Annotated in this window: 14 protein-coding genes; 7 read left to right on the top strand and 7 right to left on the bottom strand. The window is 63.7% G+C overall.

What is annotated here, in order from left to right; translation table 11 throughout:
* Positions 1-27: 27 nt before the first annotated feature.
* Positions 28-708 (top strand): thiol:disulfide interchange protein TlpA, encoded by a 681-nt coding sequence (gene tlpA / locus LB557_RS12075; protein WP_140616834.1) that lies wholly within the window; start codon positions 28-30, stop codon positions 706-708.
* Positions 709-773: 65 nt separating this feature from the next.
* On the opposite strand, the gene LB557_RS12070 is transcribed toward tlpA, so the two are convergent.
* On the bottom strand, positions 774-3227 hold the full coding sequence (locus tag LB557_RS12070) for an EAL domain-containing protein (RefSeq protein WP_224642102.1): 2454 nt from the start codon (positions 3225-3227) through the stop codon (positions 774-776).
* A gap of 162 nt (positions 3228-3389) precedes the next feature.
* Positions 3390-4424, bottom strand: a complete 1035-nt coding sequence (locus tag LB557_RS12065; protein WP_224642100.1) for an endonuclease/exonuclease/phosphatase family protein — start codon at positions 4422-4424, stop codon at positions 3390-3392.
* 236 nt (positions 4425-4660) lie between these two features.
* Here LB557_RS12065 and LB557_RS12060 point away from each other — a divergent pair, with 236 nt between their 5' ends.
* From LB557_RS12060 to LB557_RS12040, 5 genes are all read left to right on the top strand, one after another.
* Positions 4661-6013: an extracellular solute-binding protein gene (locus tag LB557_RS12060; protein WP_224642098.1), complete on the top strand. Its 1353-nt coding sequence runs from the start codon at positions 4661-4663 to the stop codon at positions 6011-6013.
* Positions 6014-6168: 155 nt separating this feature from the next.
* Complete coding sequence (locus tag LB557_RS12055; protein ID WP_140787713.1) at positions 6169-7053, top strand: carbohydrate ABC transporter permease; 885 nt, start codon at positions 6169-6171, stop codon at positions 7051-7053.
* Between the two features lie 7 nt (positions 7054-7060).
* Positions 7061-7975 (top strand): ABC transporter permease subunit, encoded by a 915-nt coding sequence (locus LB557_RS12050; protein WP_140712884.1) that lies wholly within the window; start codon positions 7061-7063, stop codon positions 7973-7975.
* A gap of 14 nt (positions 7976-7989) precedes the next feature.
* Positions 7990-9090, top strand: coding sequence for a sn-glycerol-3-phosphate import ATP-binding protein UgpC (locus tag LB557_RS12045; RefSeq protein WP_140720246.1), 1101 nt, complete (start codon positions 7990-7992; stop codon positions 9088-9090).
* A gap of 32 nt (positions 9091-9122) precedes the next feature.
* Positions 9123-9932: a phosphodiesterase gene (locus LB557_RS12040; protein WP_224642096.1), complete on the top strand. Its 810-nt coding sequence runs from the start codon at positions 9123-9125 to the stop codon at positions 9930-9932.
* A gap of 43 nt (positions 9933-9975) precedes the next feature.
* On the opposite strand, the gene LB557_RS12035 is transcribed toward LB557_RS12040, so the two are convergent.
* From LB557_RS12035 to LB557_RS12015, 5 genes are all read right to left on the bottom strand, one after another.
* Positions 9976-11058, bottom strand: coding sequence for an ABC transporter ATP-binding protein (locus tag LB557_RS12035; protein ID WP_140662822.1), 1083 nt, complete (start codon positions 11056-11058; stop codon positions 9976-9978).
* Positions 11055-12635 carry an ABC transporter permease gene (locus tag LB557_RS12030; RefSeq protein WP_224642093.1) on the bottom strand — a complete coding sequence of 527 codons (1581 nt, stop codon included), beginning with the start codon at positions 12633-12635 and terminating at the stop codon, positions 11055-11057. The genes LB557_RS12035 and LB557_RS12030 overlap by 4 nt, the downstream gene beginning before the upstream one ends.
* Positions 12636-12806: 171 nt before the next feature.
* Positions 12807-13814 carry an iron ABC transporter substrate-binding protein gene (locus LB557_RS12025; protein WP_140787722.1) on the bottom strand — a complete coding sequence of 336 codons (1008 nt, stop codon included), beginning with the start codon at positions 13812-13814 and terminating at the stop codon, positions 12807-12809.
* A 121-nt stretch (positions 13815-13935) separates the two neighbouring features.
* Positions 13936-15288, bottom strand: coding sequence for a hypothetical protein (locus LB557_RS12020; protein ID WP_224642091.1), 1353 nt, complete (start codon positions 15286-15288; stop codon positions 13936-13938).
* Positions 15289-15297: 9 nt separating this feature from the next.
* Positions 15298-16347 carry a hypothetical protein gene (locus LB557_RS12015; RefSeq protein ID WP_140720256.1) on the bottom strand — a complete coding sequence of 350 codons (1050 nt, stop codon included), beginning with the start codon at positions 16345-16347 and terminating at the stop codon, positions 15298-15300.
* A gap of 443 nt (positions 16348-16790) precedes the next feature.
* Here LB557_RS12015 and LB557_RS12010 point away from each other — a divergent pair, with 443 nt between their 5' ends.
* Positions 16791-17342, top strand: a complete 552-nt coding sequence (locus tag LB557_RS12010; protein ID WP_015315559.1) for a sigma-70 family RNA polymerase sigma factor — start codon at positions 16791-16793, stop codon at positions 17340-17342.
* Position 17343 lies beyond the last annotated feature (1 nt).

The following is a 17343-nucleotide window of genomic DNA, read 5'->3' as shown; positions in this document are numbered from 1 at the left end:
ACCCGTGCTTCGGAGCAGTTTGAGAATATGGCAGACGGAAACAGATTTTTCCCGGCCCGGCGCCTGATCCTCGCCGCCCTGGTGGCGGGAGCGCTGGCCGGCGCGGTCGCGGTATATGTCAGCGAGAGCCGGTCTGGCAACAACGCCGCGCCCCAAGCAGCCGCCGGCGACAGCAAGGACGATGTCGCCTGCGCCGCCAAGAGCGATCGCGCCAAGAAGGTCGCGGCCGCGGCCACCGGCGAGGTCGCGGCACTTTTGCCGGCCGATCCGCCGCAGTCGATGAGGAGCCTCGCCTTCCACGGTCCGGACGGCAAGCCGATGACGATCGCCGATCATGCCGGCAAGACCGTGCTGCTCAATCTCTGGGCCACATGGTGCGCGCCCTGCCGTGCCGAAATGCCGGCGCTCGATGCGCTGCAAAAGGAGAAAGGCAGCGACGCCTTTCAGGTCGTCGCCGTCAACGTCGATGCCGGCGACGACGTGAAACCGAAGAAGTTTCTCGCCGATACCGGTGTGCACACGCTCGGCTACTACCGCGATTCGACGATGACACTGTTCAACGACCTCAAGACGCGCGGTCTGGCGCTCGGCCTGCCCGTCACCATGCTGATCGACGGCGAAGGCTGCCTGATCGCCCACATGAACGGTCCAGCCGAATGGGCGGGCCCCGATGCAAAGCGGCTGGTCGAGACGGCGCTCGGGTCGTGAGCCAGAGCACCTCCAGGATAGTGTGTAACGGTTCTCCGTCCGGAATTGCGTAAAAACAAAGAGCTCTAGGCCGAGCGTACGCTCGGCTTGAGCAATACGAGGCTGCCATCCTGGCGGTCGGCGCCTCGCGCCCGAACACGCTTGCCGTGGCCGGTCAGGTCTCCGAACGCCTCGATCGGCGCCGGCTTGCCGAGATAATAGCCCTGGCCGATCTCGCAGGCCTCGGCGTCGAGAAACTTCAACTCGCCGAGCGTCTCGACGCCCTCCGCCAGCACCGGCAGACCCAGGCCGCGCCCCAGCCCGAGCACGGCGCGCACGATCGCCGCAACCTGGCCGTTGGTGTCGACGGACTTGATGAAGGAACCGTCGATCTTGATCTTGTCGAAAGGGAAGGCGCGAAGGTTGGAGAGGGAGGAATAGCCGGTTCCGAAATCATCCATGGCCACGCGCACGCCAAGCGCCTTGACCTGTCGCAAACTCGCCAGCGCGCGCGGCATGTCCTTCACCAGCGCCGTCTCGGTGATTTCGAGTTCCAGCCTGGCTGCCGCGAGACCGGACTTGAGCAAGGTCTCGTGCACCTTTCGGCTGAAGTTCGGATTGTGCAACTGCACCGCGGAGACGTTGACGGCCACCGTCAGTGGATTTTCCCAACTGGCGGCCTCCCGGCACGCTGCCGTCAGCACCCAATCTCCGATCTGGCCTATGGCGCCGCTGTCCTCCGCCAGCGGAATGAATATGGACGGGGGAACATCGCCGCGTTCGGGATGCCGCCAACGGATCAAGGCTTCGAAGCCGACCATTTTGCCGCTGCTGATCTCTTTCTGCGGCTGGTAGACGAGATAGAATTCGTCGCGCGCTACTGCCTGGCGCAGTTCGTGCTCCATGACGCGCTTGTCGCGAGCCTCGGCGCCCATCGACGCCTCGAAATAGCGATAGGTGTCCCTGCCTTCGGTCTTGGCGCGATAGAGCGCGGTATCCGCATGGCTGATGAGGCTGGCCTGGTCTTCCGCGTCCAGCGGATAGAGCGCGATGCCGATGCTCCCCGATACCAGCCCGCCACCCGCCGCGAGCCGGTTCTCCTCGCGCATCGCGGCGAGCACCGCGTCGGCTATCCGGCTCGCCGCCTGCGGGTCGGGCAGGTTGGGGGCGATGATGGCGAATTCGTCGCCGCCCAGGCGCGCCAGCATCTGTCCGTGGCGAAGAACGCCGGAGACACAGTTCGCCACCTTCTGAAGCATCGCGTCGCCGGCGCCATGCCCATAAAGATCGTTCACCTCCTTGAACCGGTCGAGGTCGAGCAGAAGAAGCGCAAGATGCCCGCCCCTCGCGCCCTTGCCGGCTTTTGCGTCTCGGCTCGTGGCGGCGATTTCGGTATCAAGCCGGCTGGAAAAGCTACGGCGGTTGGCGAGCCCCGTCAGCGGATCGAAATGAGCGAGGCGAAGGATTTCCTGTTCCGCCTTCTTGCGTTCGCGAATGTCGCGGACGGCGACGACATTGTGAGGCTTGCCGCAATAGTCGATGCTTCTGGCGATCAGTTCGACGGGAATTCTCATCCCGTCGCGATTGCTTAGTTCCGCCTCCCACGGCTGTCCCTGGAAGTTGATCAGGTCGGATGCGGTGCGCTCATCGAAGAGGTCGCCAAGTTCCCTTCCGTTCAGTGTCGTGGCGACCATGCCGGTCAGCCTGGCCATGCTGTCGTTGACACTGACGATGCGATTGCCATCGCAGACGATCAGGCCTTCCACCGCGGCGTTGGCTAAGCCGTGCATGCGGTCGACCTCAAGCTTTTGGCGGCGGAAGCGAAGGTCGATCCACAGCGCGGTGGCCGAAAGCACCAGGATCACCAGAGTGGCCGCAGCGGCGGCGAAGGCCTGCGAGGTCGGTGCGACGGTGTGTTGGGATATGGCGATCGAGGAATCCGGGAAGATCGAGACGGCAGCCATGGCGATGAAGTGCAGGCCGCAGATTGCCAGCGTCAGCAAGACCGCACCGGCAAGCGTCGCAGGCAGCGACGAGCCGCGCAGGACGACGCGCAAAGCCAGCGCCGCGAGCGTCACGCCGGCCAGCAAGGAGACGGCGACGAGGAGCAGGTTCCATTCGATCCGGCCCTCGACCTCGAATGCCGCCATGCCGATGTAGTGCATGGCGGCAATACCGCCGCCCAGAACGGCGCCGCCGACCAGATGGTAGTCAAGCTCGTCGCGCAAGGTGGCGACCCACATGCCGGCCGCCGTAACCGCCACCGCGCCAGCGAGCGAGAGTACTGAAAGTCCGGGATCATAGGCGTTGGGGATTCCCGGCGTGAAGGCAAGCATGGCGATGAAGTGCGTTGCCCAGATGCCGAAACCGGTCGAGGTGGAGGCGATCGTCAGCCAGGCAAGCCGATTTCGATCCGTCGAGCGACCTATGTGATGAAGAAGATTGACGGCTGAAAAACAGGAAATTCCACAAATCAGCGCTGCCAGTGCAACCAGCCTCAGATCGTGCTGGTTCACGATGCAGTTATAGACCGTCAGCATCTTATTCCCCCTGGCCCGCAGGAAATAAAGAAAGAAATATGACTGATTAATGCTTGGCTGTTGAAGGATCGATAAAGCCGCCTGCAACCATAGCGTGCTTTTGCGGCGCAAGCTGACCGCAAGAGCACAGGCCAGGTCAGCCGCATCGATTGAAGACGACGGTTATTTCAGGCGGACGGTCACTGTCAGGGCGTCATGATCCGAGCTTGGGCTGCCATCCGGCAACACCGCCGGAAGAACCGCCGGCGCGCTGGCCGCGAGGCCGCGCGTGAAGAACCAGTCGATTCGGCCAACCGGGGTGCCGGCGGGCCGACGCTGGGTGGGCAGGTCCAAATTGTTGGCGGCCTGCCAATCATAGCCGCGCTCGGCAAGGGCCGCGAACAGCGGCTCGTGACGCTCGGCATGGATCAGCCGGTCCGGTTCGGCCATGACCCGAGCCATCCACGCCCGTGGGTCGTCATGGCGCTCCTCGTGGCTTGCCGTCAGCGTGTTGAAATCGCCGCCGAGCAGTACTGGCGCTTGCGGATCATAGTTGTCGATTGCATCGAGGAGTTTGCGTGTCTGAGCGGCCCTGCCAGCCGGATCGGTTCGGTTTTCAAGGTGCACCGAGACGACCGTCATCCTGCGGTCGCCGATGCGCACCTGGCCGCCGATCGCCATGCGTCCGCCGATGCGGGGTTGGCCGCGCTCCGGCCGAAACCAGCCGCCGGCGGCGTCCAGGCGCACCAGGAAGGGTCGCAGCAGCGGCATGCCACTGGTCACGGCATTGCCGTGAAAGCCTTCCGCGTTGGCGGCTTCACCGGTTGCCATGCGCTCGGCCTCGTTGCCGCCAGCGAGTTCGACGAACTCGACACTATAGGCGAAGGCATGGCCGAGCCGGTCGGCAAGCACGCTGAGCGGATGGCCGTTGCCGGAGCGTGCCATGCCCTTGTCCACCTCGGACAACAGCACGATTTCGGGGGCCTGCCCGGCAAGCGTTCGTGCAATGGCATCGACATGACGGAGCCGCTCGACGTTCCAGGCCACCACCTTCAAGGCCTCGCCGACGTTCGCGCGCGACGCCTTGCCGCCGATTTCGATCTGGCCAAGAGCCGGAATGGCGGCTGCATGCCGCAAATGGGTGGCGCTATCGCGCGGGCCTTCGCGCATCGCCTGCCTGTCGGTGATGGGCACGTGCGCCAGCTGCTTCACCAGCATTTCATCATCCCTTTTAGCCGGATAACAATAACGGCCTTTACGTCCTTGGAAGTCGCCCTAGCTACCTAAGGCGCCGGTGTGACGTTTTCATGCCGCTGTAGCCGCCGGAGGGGAGGAAAGACCAGCTGTGCACAGGCCCGGGAGGCCACAACAGAACTGTCACATACCTTCTCTAAGAGAGCGGGCAAGGACTTGCGCAAGACCCTTGTCAACAGTCATTCAAGAGGGAAGAAATCATGACGATCATCAAGCGGGGCTTTGCTGCCCTTGCCGCTGGCGTGCTCAGCTCCGCGCTGGCGATGCCTGCCTTCGCGGAACCGGTAAAATTCGATTTCTGGTTCGGTCTTTCGGGCGATCTCGCCCGGGTCGTGGACACGCTGTGCAAGAACTTCAACGCCTCGCAGAAGGACTATGAAGTCGTCTGCACCAGCCAGGGCAATTACGACGCCACCTTGCAGAACACCATTGCCGCCTTCCGCGCCGGCAAGCAGCCCACCGTCGTTCAGGTCTATGACGTCGGCACCGCCACCATGATGCTGTCGGGTGCCTACAAGCCCGCCGACAAGCTCATGGAAGAAAATGGCTACAAGATCGACTACGCCGATTATTTCCCAGGCATCGCCCGCTATTACGCCACCTCGAAAGGCGAGATGCTGTCCTTCCCGTTCAACTCGTCTACGGCGTTGATGTACTGGAACAAGGACGCCTTCGCCAAGATCGGCAAGACCGAAGCGCCGAAGACCTGGGAAGACGTCGGCGCCGACCTCAAGGCAATGAAGGACGCCGGCTATGAATGCCCGATGGCGATCAACATCTCGGCCAATGAAAGCTGGCAGCTGATGGAGCAGTTCTCCGCCATTCACAACCAGCCGATCGCTACCAAGAACAATGGCTATGACGGCCTCGACGCCCGCCTCGAAGTCAACAAGACCAAGTTCGTGCAGTACGTCACCGACCTCAAGAAGTGGTATGATGCCGGCCTGATCAAGATCAAGTCGAAGGATCTCGGCCAGGATATGGTCCAGGCCTTTGCCACCGGCACCTGCCAGGTCATCCTGACCTCGGTCGGCGATCACGGCACGGTTGGCCGTACGCAGAAGGAAGGCATGAACTGGGACGTCGCCGAACTGCCCGTCTATGCCGGCACGGAGCGCAAGAACTCGCTCGTCGGCGGCGCATCGCTGTGGGTTCTCTCCGGCAAGTCGGATGCTGAATACAAGGGCGCGGCCGCGTTCCTCAACTTCATCCACGATCCGAAGACCGCCCTGTTCTGGTCGACCAACACCGGTTACATCCCGGTGACCAAGTCGGGCTTCGACTACATGAAGGGCCAGGGCTTTTACGAGAAGGCGCCTTACAAGGGCCGCGAAGTCGCGATCGCCAGCCTGACCGCCTCCGAGCCGACCGAAATCACCCGCGGCATCCGCCTGGGCAATTTCACCCAGATCCGCGCCGAGTTCGGCACCCAGATGCAGGCGATCTTCGCCAACAAGGTCACCGTGCAGGAAGGTCTCGACACGCTGGTCAAGAACGGCGACGCCATCCTCGACCGCTTCCAGCAGACATATCCAGGCAAGACCCTGCCCTGATCCAGGGATTTCCCAGACCGCCCGCCGACCCATTTGAGCATGATCCCGAAGACCGGTTTCCAGTTTTCGGGATCATGCCTGGGTCGACGGGCGGGCATTTCGTTATTAATCTCTCGCTTGCTTTAAGCTGACCACCCTGCGGCAACGGCGGACCGATGGAAAAACGCGTCACTTTCGGCAGTTGGACAGTCGGCATTCTTTTCGCGGTGCCGCAGCTCCTGCTGATCTTCACCTTCTTCTACTGGCCTGCCGGCCAGGCCGTATACTGGTCGCTGACGCTGCAGCAGCCCTGGGGCGGCGGCAACATCTGGGTCGGTCTCGACAATTTCCGCTCGATCCTGGCCAACGCCGATTACTGGAACTCGATCACCGCCAGCCTTGTCTTTGCCGGCATCAGCACCGGGCTTGCGATGTTCGTCGCGCTCGTGCTCGCCGCGCTCACCGACCGCCAGCTAGCCGGCTCATGGCTGTATCGCGTGGTGCTGATCTGGCCCTATGGCATCGCCGCGCCCGCCCTGGCGCTGGCATTCCGCTTCATCCTGGCGCCGGAAGCCGGCTTCATGGCCGTCGTCAACCAGGTCTGGCCCGGCTTCTGGGATCCCGGCCTGGACGGCGCCGACGCCATGGCTTCGATCATCATCGCCTTTTCCTGGAAGTATGTCGGCTACAACTTCATCTTCTTCCTCGCCGCGTTCCAGGCGATCCCGCGTTCCCTGATCGAAGCCGCCGCGATGGACGGCTCTGGTGTCATGAGGCGCTTCTGGGACATCCAGTTTCCGCTGATCACCCCGACCATCTTCTTCCTGCTTGTCATCAACATCACGGAAAGCTTCCAGGATTCCTTCGGCATCGTCGACATCATGACGTCCGGTGGGCCGGCGAATGCCACCAATCTGATGGTCTACAAGATCTACTCCGACGGCTTCAAAGGCCTCGATTACTCCGGTGCCGCCGCGCAGAGCATCATCCTGATGCTGCTCATCATCGTGCTGACCATTTTCCAGTTCCGCTTCATCGAGCGGCGCGTCCATTACAGGTGAGACTGATATGGTCGAGCGCACCCCGTTCCTCAATTTTTTCACGCACCTGATCTTGTTCGTCGGCTTCGTTTTCTGCGTGGCGCCGTTCGCCATCGTGGCGATCGCCGCCTCGCATAATCTCAGGGATGTCAACGACGTGCCGATGTCGCTGCTGCCGGGCAGCGATTTCTGGATCAACATCAAGACCGCCTGGGTGACGGCCGACCTTGGTCCCAAGCTGCTGAACAGCTTCATCGTTGCGACCGGCGTTGCCGCAGGCAAAGTGATCGTCTCGGCGCTGACCGCCTTCGCGATCGTCTACTTCCGATTTCCCGGCCGCACGCTGATCTTCTGGCTGATCTTCATCACTCTGATGCTGCCGCTTGAAGTGCGCATCGTGCCGACCTACGCAGTGGTCGCCAACGTGCTCGAGCCGTATCAGGCTATCCTGGACGTGACCGGCCTGAGCTGGCTGATCGAAACGGTTTCGGGCGTGCAGGTCCAGCTCAGCGTTGGGCTGCTCAACTCCTATCCCGGCCTAATTCTGCCGCTGGTCGCCACGGCGACCGGGACGTTCCTTTATCGCCAATTCTTCCTGACCGTGCCGGACGAATTGACGGAAGCCGCACGCATGGATGGCGCCGGGCCACTGCGCTTCTTCATCGATATCCTGTTGCCGCTGTCGCGCAACAACATGGCGGCGCTCGGGACCATCATGTTCCTGTGGGCATGGAACCAGTATCTATGGCCGCTGCTCATCACCACCGACCAGTCGCATGCGATGGCGGTGACCGAGCTCAAGCAGCTCATCCCCAATGTCGGCGGCACTCCGGAGTGGCATATCGCCATGGCCGGTACTCTCATCATTATGCTGCCGCCGATGATCGTCGTGGTGCTGATGCAGCGCTGGTTCGTGCGCGGCCTGATCGCCACCGAGAAGTAATAAGGAGACAAAAAATGGCCTCCATCGCAATACGCGGCGTCAAGAAGAACTATGCCAAGACGCAGGTCGTGCACGGCGTGGATCTCGACTTTGCCTCGGGCGAATTCGTCGTCATCCTCGGGCCGTCCGGCTGCGGCAAGTCCACGCTGCTCAGGATGATCGCGGGGCTGGAAGAAATTTCCGACGGCACGATCGCCATCGACGGCACGGTGGTCAACAAGCTCGAGCCGCGCGAGCGCGGCTGCGCCATGGTGTTCCAGAATTACGCGCTTTATCCGCATATGAGCGTGGCCCAGAACATCGGCTATTCGCTGAAAGTCGCCGGTGTTCCCTCGGCCGAGCGCAACCAGCGCATCCAGGCGGTGGCCCGCACACTGGAACTCGAGCAACTGCTCGACCGCAAGCCGATGGCGCTTTCGGGTGGCCAGAGGCAGCGCGTCGCCATGGGCCGCGCCATGATCCGCGAGCCGAAGGTGTTCCTGTTCGACGAGCCTCTGTCCAATCTCGACGCCAAGCTGCGCGTGCAGATGCGCTCGGAGATCCGCAAGCTGCATCGCCGGCTGAATGCCACCTCCGTCTTCGTCACCCACGACCAGGTCGAGGCCATGACATTGGCCGACCGGCTGGTGGTGATGAATGGGGGACGGGTCGAACAGGTCGGCACGCCAGGTGAAATCTACACCCGCCCGGCCAGCCGCTTCGTCGCCACCTTCGTCGGCGCGCCTGCCATGAACATCCTCGAAGGCACCGCCGAACTCGACGGATTGTCGCTGCTCGGCGGCAGCCGGCGCCTGGCGATGGCTCGCGCCGGCCTGCCGGTCGGCACGAAAGTGGCGATGGGCATCCGGCCGGAAGCGGTCCGGCTGGTGGGACCAGGCACGGCCGGCGCGCTCGATGCGACTGTCGACTTGGTCGAGGAATTGGGCGCGGGGCGGGTGATCTATGTCGACCTCGACGGCGCGCCGTTTTCGGTGATGACCTCGGAGCCCGTTCACCCCGAGCCCGGCAGCACCGTCGGGCTGAAGATCTCGCCTGACGACATGCACTTCTTCTCGTCGGAGACAGGGACCCGTCTCGATGTCTTCAAGGCTTCGGTGCCAGAGCCAGCGCTTTAATTTCCAGCACGCGCGCCGCCAAAGAGACGTACATGAAAGTCATCCAGGTCACCGACGTGCATCTCGGTCGGCAAGGTGAGCGCCGCTATGGAGCCGACCTGCACCAGCGGCTGGATCAGTGCATCGCGCACATCAATGCGCATCACGCCGACGCCGCGCTTTGCGTCTTCACCGGCGACCTGACGGAGACCGGTGCGCCGCGGAGCTATGCCGATCTGCGCGCTGCCCTGACCACGCTGTCGGTGCCGTACAGGCTGCTGCCGGGCAACCATGACCGGCGGGCAAATCTCATCGCCGCGTTTCCCGACGTTCCGGTCGACGAAAACGGCTTCGTGCAGTCGGTCCACGATACCGGCAACGAAGTGCTGTTGTTTCTCGACTGCCTGGCGGAAGGGCGCATCGAGGGCGAACTGTGCGAGAGGCGGCTTGCCTGGCTCGAAGCCCGGCTGGAACGGTCGGGCGGCCGGCCCGCCTACGTGTTCCTGCATCATCCGCCGGTCGCGCTCGGCCTGCCTCAACTCGATCCGCTGGCGCTTCAGCAGCCCGAGCGGTTGCTCGACTTGTTGCGGGGCCATGGCAACGTCCGCCATATCTTCTTCGGCCATGTGCATCGCGACATTGCCGGCACCGTTGCCGGCATCCCGTTCTCGGCGCAGCGCGGCCTGCATGCCCGCTTCGAGCTCGCCCTCGAGCGATCGAGCGAGATCGTCGAACAAGCGCCGCCGTCCTACGCCGTCATCCTCATCGACAGCGCCAACGCGTGCGTGGTGGTGCACGGTTGCGATTTTATCGAGCAATGGCCGATCTATTCAGCCGAAACCGGCGAACGCATCACGGCGTGAGCTTGCCACTTCGCTTTGGTTCAAGGGCTTAAAATCGTCGGGCTCAGGCGAAGACGTGCGCCTTGCCCGATACGGTCAGCCGCACGATCTCGCCGACCGCCGGCGCGTCCATGCCGGATTTGCGCAGGATCAGCGGCGTGCCGCCGATGGCCGCGGCGTCGGGCGGATCGGAATTGTTCAGGAGCCGCACCGCGATCGTGCATGTCGAGCCGGCGAACTCCGATTCCGTTACCTCGCCGAACGGCATGTCCGATGTGCCCGACATGCCCTCGCGCGAGGTGCGTTTCAGGCCGATCTGCTCCGGCCGCAGCATGATGCGGGCGACATCACGGCTGTCCGGCGCGTCGACGGCGATGCGGCCCAGCGGCGAACTGGCGAAGCCGCCCGAAATGCTCGCCGGCAGGATGATGGCATCGCCGAGGAACTCGGCGATCATCCTGTCCTTCGGCTTGAGATAGAGCTCGCGCGGCGTGCCGACCTGGGAAAATTTCCCATCGCGCATTACCGCCACCTGGCTGGCGAAGGAGAGTGCCTCGGCCTGGTCGTGCGTCACCAGGATGGTGGTGATGCCGGCCGCCTCCAGAAGTTCGGCCACCGCCTTGCGCATCGAGGCGCGCAGGCCGGTGTCGAGTGCCGAGAACGGCTCGTCGAGCAGCATCAGCCGCGGCTTCATCGCCATGGCCCGGGCCAGCGCCACGCGCTGCTGCTGGCCGCCGGAGAGCTCGTGCGGGCGGCGTTTGAGGATCGCCTTGTCGAGTCCCACGATGTAGGCAAGTTCGACGATGCGCTCGGCGCGCCTGTCGTCGTCCCGTGCCATGCCGAAGCCGATATTGTCCGAGATGGTCAGATGCGGGAACAGGGCGCCGTCCTGCGCCACCACGCCGATGCCGCGGCGATGCGCCGGGACAGCGGCGCCGCCATTGGCCAGCTCCTGGCCGTCGAGTACGATGCGGCCTTGGTCAGGCGCCTCGAAGCCGGCGATCAGCCGCAGCAAGGTCGTCTTGCCGCAGCCGGAAGGTCCCACGATCGCCGTGCGGCTGCCGCTGGCGACGTTCAGGTTGACGCCGGCTAGTGCGGCGACCGGGCCGTAGTGCTTGTGCAGATTACCGAGTTCGAGAAAGCTCATCGTCCTGCCATCCGCTTCGACTGGACGTAGAGCAGCCAGGTCAGGGGCAGCGACATCGCCACCATGATGAAGGCGTAAGGAGCCGCCGAGGCGTAATCGATCTCGCTGCTGTAGGACCAGAACGCCATGGCCAGTGTGCGGGTGCCGTTCGGCGCCAGCATCTGGGTCGCGGTCAGTTCGTTCATGATGCCGAGCGCCACCAGGGCCATGCCGGCCGCCGCACCGGGCGCCGACAGGCGGATCGTCGTCGACCACAGCGCATTGAGCGGCCGCCGGCCGAGGCTGGACGCGGCGCGTTCGAGCTCGACCGGCGCTTGCGCGATCGATGCACGCAGGCTGACCAGCGCGCGCGGCAGGAACATCAGTGCATAGGCGACCAGGATAGTGAACAAGGTCTGGTAGAGCGGCAGTGCGATGCGCACGGTGATGGTGACCAGTGCCAGCGCGATGACGACGCCCGGCAGCGAGCCGACGATGTAATTGCATCCCTCGAGCAAGCGCTGCAACGGACCCGGCGCGCGGATAGAGATCCAGGCCATCGGCATGGCCGCGACAGTGGCAAGCAGGGCGCCAGCGAGGGACAGGAACAGCGTCTGGCCGAGTGCCAGGCCGATCTCGTCGAAGCGCCAGACATCGGCGCCGCCGGCGGCGAGCCAGCGCCCGATGGTCATGAACGGAACGCCAAGCGCCAGCAATGTGGTGACGGCGAGCAGCAGCAAGCTGGGCAGGGTGGCGCGGCCGAGGTTCATTCGTTCCTGGTATCGCGCGGCACCCGAGCCGACACGGGCATAACGTTCCTCGCCGCGGACCAGCACTTCGAGGCCGAGCAGCACGAAGCAGCAGGTCACCAGCACGCCGGCCAGCATGTTGGCGGCCGGGCCGTTGAAGGTCGACTGGAACTGATCGACGATCGCGGTCGTGAAGGTGTCGAAGCGGATGAAGACATAGAGGCCATATTCGGCCAGCAGATGCAGCCCGACCAGCAGCGAGCCGCCGCATATTGCGAGCCTGAGCTGCGGCAGCACGACGCGCCAGAACACGCGCCAGGGTCCATGGCCAAGTGCCGCGGCCGCGTCCTCGAGAGCGGGATCGAGACGGCGCAGGGCCGCCGACACCGGCAGATAGAGGAAAGGGAAATAGGCGATCACGGACACCAGCACGCCAGCCCACAGGCCGTGCAGCCCGGGCACCAGGGTGATCCAGGCATAGGAGTGCACGAAAGCGGGGATGGCGAGCGGCGCCACGCAGAGCCAGGACCAGAGCCGGGCACCGGGCAGGTCGCTGCGTTCCGTCAGCCAGGCCAGCGTCACCGACAAGGTGATGGCGATCGGCACCGCCAGCAGGACGAGCAGGCCGGTGTTGACCAGCAGTTCGCCGACACGCGGCCGAAAGACCAGTGCCGAGACCGTCCCCCAGCCGGTCTGCACCGCGATCCAGATGATGAAAGCGAGCGGCAGCAGCGCCAGCAGGGAGACAAATATGGCGGCGGCGACAAGCCAAGGCGCCGCCCGCCGCTGCGCCCGTCGACGCATCTTGGGCGGCAGGCCGGGATGCGCGAGATCGACCGCGGATTGCATCAGTTCAGGCGCCATACCGTTGCGACGCGGCAGCGGCAATCATGGGACCACGGTCGCGGTCAGGAACGAAGCGTGTCGTCATGGACGAATGCATCTCGAAACAAAACGCTCCCGCGAAAGGTGAATTCCCGCGGGAGCACGATCTGACGTCCTTATTAGGAAGAACGGCAACTAAAGCAAGCCGGCTGCTGTCATCAGATCGGTGACCTTCTTGGAGTTCAGCGTCGTGGCATCGACCTTCGGCGCCTGCAGGTCGGCCAGTGGCACCAGCTTCGGATTGGACTGCGCGCCCTTGCCGACCGCGTATTCGAAGGAGGTTCCGTTCTTCAGCACGTCCTGGCCGTTCTTGCCGGTCACCCATTTCAGGAAGGCCTGGGCTTCCTTGGGATGCTTGCTCGAGGCCAGCACGCCGCCGCCGGAAACCGATACGAAAGCGCCCGGATCCTGGTTCTTGAAATAGTGCAGCGCGACGTTCTTGGAGTTTTCGCCGGTTTTGGCCTGATCGCCAAAGTAGTAGTAGTGGTAGATCACGCCGCCTTCGATCTCACCGGCATTGACCGCCTTCATCACGGTGCTGTTGCCCTTGTAGGCGGTGAAGTTCTCCTTCATCGCCTTCAGCCAGTCGGCCGTGGCGGGCTCGCCCTTGAGCTGCAGCAAAGCGCTCACGATGGCCTGGAAATCGGCGCCGGAAGGCGAAGCCGCCCAGCGCCCCTTCCAGCTCGGGTCGGCGAGATCGAGCATCGACTTGGGCAGCTGGTCTGCCTTGAGCTTGGTGGTGTTATAGGCAAACACGGTGCTGCGCGCGGCCACGCCCACCCATTTGCCGCTGGTGGCCTGATAGTCCTGCGGGACTTGAGCCAGCGTATCGGCGTCGACTGGCGCGAACAGGCCGGCATTTTCGACCAGCACCATGGCCGGCGAATTTTCCGTCAGGAACACGTCGGCGGGCGAGGCAGCACCTTCGGCGACGATCTGGTTGGAGAAGTCGCTGTCACCGCCGTTGCGCAAGGTGACCTTTATCCCCGTTTCCTTGGTGAACCCTTCCGCCCATTCCTTCGCCAGGCTTTCATGCTGGGCGTTATAGACGACGATGCCGGCATCTTCGGCCGTCGCCGGACCAGCGGCGAGGCTGATTGCAAGCGCGGCTACGCTGGCAAGGGCAAGAAGGGGGGATTTCATAAGGGTACTCCTCGGGTTGTCCCGCACTGGGGTGCGTCCGAGTACCAATTCATGAATGCACTAGTCAAGATTGAAAGACGACGGGCATCATCACGGTTTCGCGTGTCGGACGCCGATGGCATCACCCGATATGCGGGGCTGGTGGCTGCTCCTGCGGGATGCAGCCATCGACCATCGGATGAATGGTCCACCGCTGGTCCAGCCCCTGCTGTGTTCGTTTGGTCTCGGGATCGAACGCTTCGTTCAGCATGGCGCACCAGGTCCTGCGCAGATTGTCGCAGCGCGTCCGGAACGCCGCGCTGCCAAGCCCGTCACGGATATCGTGCGCGGTCAGGTCGGTGGTCTCGCCCGGCGGTTTGGGCGGAACCGTGCCCGTGTCGGCAAAGTCCGGATCCCACTGCAGATAGTGTTTCGCGTCGACACTGGCGGCCGCATCGAATTTGACCACCGCCATCAGCGGATGAAACTCGTGCCAGCCCTTGTGGTAGCCGTCATAGACATGTTCGCCGAGGACGGCGACATGATCGCCCATCCTGATGGGACCGAGCGCCTTGTCGCCGACATTGGCGTCCTCGACATTGCCGGGGTTCCAGTTGAACAATCCCTGCAGGACCGGCTTGACCCCGCCGAAATAGGATGCCGCTCCGCCGATGGCGCCGCCAATGGCCGCTCCGAGCAATCCTCCCAGGAACGAGCCGATGGCGCAGCCCAGCGCACCCAGGAAGAACGATCCTATGGCGCAGCCGACAGCCGCTCCGGCACTGGCGCCGGCAGCCGCCGCGGCCACCGTGACGACCAGGGCCGCCGTCAGCAGGATGACGATGGCCGGCGCCCATTGGCGCATCTTGATCCAGAAGTCGCCCTCGGCCTCGCAGTGCAGGCCCCAGCGGGCATGATCGTCGGCCGGTGCGTAGCCCAGATCCGTCTTCAGGTCGTCGCGCGGCAACAGCAGCTCATGACCCTGAAAGCCGTCATTGAGAATATCGTTGGCCGGATGGGCCGCGACGCTGGCGGCGAATTCCGCCACGACGGTGCCGTCGGCATTGTAGCGATTGGCCGCCGCCAAGGCCGCCTCGTTGGTCTCGGCGTTGAGAATTTCTGTCGTCGGATGCGGCATCAGTATGACGTCGAAATACTGGTCGTTGTCGAAGGCGCCGAGATCGCTGCGGAACGGATTGTAGGAGACGATGCCGACGGCGCATTTCGGATTGTCCTTGTCGAGGCAGACCAGGCGGTGGTTGAGCCATTCCCCGGCGGCCTTGTCGATCGTCGCGGTGGCGGACGCCAGAAATGCGATTGCCGCGGCAAGTGCCGCACCGACCGGCCCCAGCAGCAGGCCGAAGGCGGCCGCCAACCCGGTGATCACGATGATCTGCAGCGCCTGGCCGGCGAGGAAAGCCAGCCGATCGTCCTCGTTGTAGGGCTTGCCACCGACCGGATAGAGAAAGCAGCTCGTATAGTGCTTGTAAGCCATCGGAGCGCCTCAGCCTTTCGTGGCGGTGAGCGTCACGCCGCCGGTCATGGTGCGCGATCCACTCTCGCCGATCGTGAAGACGTGGACGTTGAAGGTCTTTGAGCCGCGGAACGCGGTGTCCTTCGGTTCGATTTCGACAGCGATCTCGGTCAGCTGGCGCGGCTGCAGCAAAAGCGTTCTTGGGACGATCCTGACCGACCAGTCGTCCGGCACGGGAAACCGGCCATACGCCTGTTCCTCGAGGGCCTCGGCCCAGCGCGCCTTGCTTTCGGCGAGCCGCGGCTGTGGGGTGTCCGTGCGCTCGTCTCGACCCTGGCCGCGTGGCGGGATACATGGCCGCAGCTTCGGCAGAGCGTAGCAGTCCGCCTCGATCTGGAAACGCCGGACGACCGAGGCCTCGTTGCGCACGCTGAAGACGAACTTCGCCGGTGAGCGCATCTCGGCAATGTTGACGTTCTTCTGGCCAAGGTTGTTGCTGGGGTTGGCGTCATCGCCCCAGGAAAGCTGTGCTTGAAGGCAGTAGTGGCCGCCGGTGGCGGGCGTGGTCCAACTGAACTCGGCATAGGCAGGGCAATCGATCGTGCCCTTGGCTCCGAGATTTATGGCGACGTTGGCGATCGGACGGGAAATGGTCTGGGCGCCGAATGACAGGTAGGACAGTGCCACCCCGACGCCCACCGCTGGGGCGTCATAGGACCCGTTCCAGACGCGCACGCGAACGCGATATGCATGTGCTGGCTGAAGCGCGCCGCTGACCGGCAAGGTGCCGTCGAAAATGTCGATGTCGGGATTGTCCCAGGTGACCGCGAGCCCCTGCGCCATCAGATAATACTGGGCGTATAGAAGAGGATCGGCGCGCTTGTAGATGTCGGGCGGCAGCTGGATGCAGCAGTCGTTCTGCGCCGGGCTGGGCAGCCGCTGGCCCTTGGCCAGCCGGCACAGCAGCCTGCATATCGTGGCAAACAGCACCTTCAGCCCGGCGGCCAGACGCTTCCAGAATTCGGCGGCGAACAACAGCAAGGCCGCGGTTCTGATGTGGTTGACCAGAGATCCTGCCATGTCGTGTTTCCCACGCTGAGAGGACGCAACGGTAATGTTTTCCTGGCGGACCTGTCTCCGCCGGTTGTCCAGAGGCTATTTCTTCAGTGATCCCTGTCTTCTGTAGAAGTAGACGGCGGCGACAAGGACTATGGCCGCAATGACAAGGCTGCTCTCGAAAGTTCCCGAGCCATTGTCGGGAGAAAATCCAAAAATGCGTTCAATGAAATCCATTTCGGCCGCCCTCCGATCCCTTGACGCTACAGAAGGGTTTACCTTACGTCAATCAAAGGTTGGTCCCGCGCCGCTCCTCACGCATGAGCTGGGAACCAGAGAACCCGTCCGGGAATTTAGCGAGCCATCCCGCAAACTTTCGTGATTTGCCCGTAGTTTGGCTTGGACATTATTTCGCCGGCCACGTAACAAATCAGTGCCGAGGCGCGAAGATCGGGGAGTGAACTCTTGTGAGCGGCAAGGACGAGGCCGAGCTTTCCCGGCTGATGCGGGCCGCGATCGCGGGGGATGAAAAGGCCTATGCCGACTTTCTGCACCGGATTGCCGCGCTGGTGCGCGGTTTCGTCAGGCGCAAGATCGTGCAGGGCGGGGTCGATCCCGAGGATGTCGTGCAGGAAACCTTGCTGGCCATTCATGTGAAACGGCACACCTGGCGCCAGGACGCGCCGGTGCTGCCCTGGGTCTATGCGATTGCCCGTTTCAAGCTGATCGATGCGTTCCGGCGGCGCGGACGGCGCATCGAGATCGATGTCGACGACATCGCCGAGACGTTCGCCGAGCCCGAAACGGAAACCGTCAGCGAGCGGGACATCAACCGGGCGCTCGACGGGCTGCCGCCGGCACAGCGTTCGGTGGTTTCAGCAGTATCCGTGGAGGGCCGCTCGATCGGCGAGACGGCGGCTAAGTTCGGCATCAGCGAGACGGCGGTGCGGGTGTCGCTGCACCGGGGACTTACCGCCATAGCCAGGCGATTCGGGCAGGGGCGGTTCGGGCGGGAATGAC

Origin of the sequence: Mesorhizobium sp. BR115XR7A, assembly GCF_020165315.1 — a bacterium.
In the GTDB taxonomy this organism is placed as follows: domain Bacteria; phylum Pseudomonadota; class Alphaproteobacteria; order Rhizobiales; family Rhizobiaceae; genus Mesorhizobium; species Mesorhizobium australicum.
Note: the sequence above shows the minus strand (reverse complement) of the source record. Positions and strands in the feature narration are given on the sequence as shown.

Excerpts from the sequence above, each read along its gene's own strand:
- tlpA (WP_140616834.1), top strand. The coding sequence starts at position 28 with ATGGCAGACGGAAACAGATTTTTCCCGGCCCGGCGCCTGATCCTCGCC.
- LB557_RS12070 (WP_224642102.1), bottom strand. The coding sequence starts at position 3,227 with ATGCTGACGGTCTATAACTGCATCGTGAACCAGCACGATCTGAGGCTG.
- LB557_RS12065 (WP_224642100.1), bottom strand. The coding sequence starts at position 4,424 with ATGCTGGTGAAGCAGCTGGCGCACGTGCCCATCACCGACAGGCAGGCG.
- LB557_RS12060 (WP_224642098.1), top strand. The coding sequence starts at position 4,661 with ATGACGATCATCAAGCGGGGCTTTGCTGCCCTTGCCGCTGGCGTGCTC.
- LB557_RS12055 (WP_140787713.1), top strand. The coding sequence starts at position 6,169 with ATGGAAAAACGCGTCACTTTCGGCAGTTGGACAGTCGGCATTCTTTTC.
- LB557_RS12050 (WP_140712884.1), top strand. The coding sequence starts at position 7,061 with ATGGTCGAGCGCACCCCGTTCCTCAATTTTTTCACGCACCTGATCTTG.
- LB557_RS12045 (WP_140720246.1), top strand. The coding sequence starts at position 7,990 with ATGGCCTCCATCGCAATACGCGGCGTCAAGAAGAACTATGCCAAGACG.
- LB557_RS12040 (WP_224642096.1), top strand. The coding sequence starts at position 9,123 with ATGAAAGTCATCCAGGTCACCGACGTGCATCTCGGTCGGCAAGGTGAG.
- LB557_RS12035 (WP_140662822.1), bottom strand. The coding sequence starts at position 11,058 with ATGAGCTTTCTCGAACTCGGTAATCTGCACAAGCACTACGGCCCGGTC.
- LB557_RS12030 (WP_224642093.1), bottom strand. The coding sequence starts at position 12,635 with ATGCAATCCGCGGTCGATCTCGCGCATCCCGGCCTGCCGCCCAAGATG.
- LB557_RS12025 (WP_140787722.1), bottom strand. The coding sequence starts at position 13,814 with ATGAAATCCCCCCTTCTTGCCCTTGCCAGCGTAGCCGCGCTTGCAATC.
- LB557_RS12020 (WP_224642091.1), bottom strand. The coding sequence starts at position 15,288 with ATGGCTTACAAGCACTATACGAGCTGCTTTCTCTATCCGGTCGGTGGC.
- LB557_RS12015 (WP_140720256.1), bottom strand. The coding sequence starts at position 16,347 with ATGGCAGGATCTCTGGTCAACCACATCAGAACCGCGGCCTTGCTGTTG.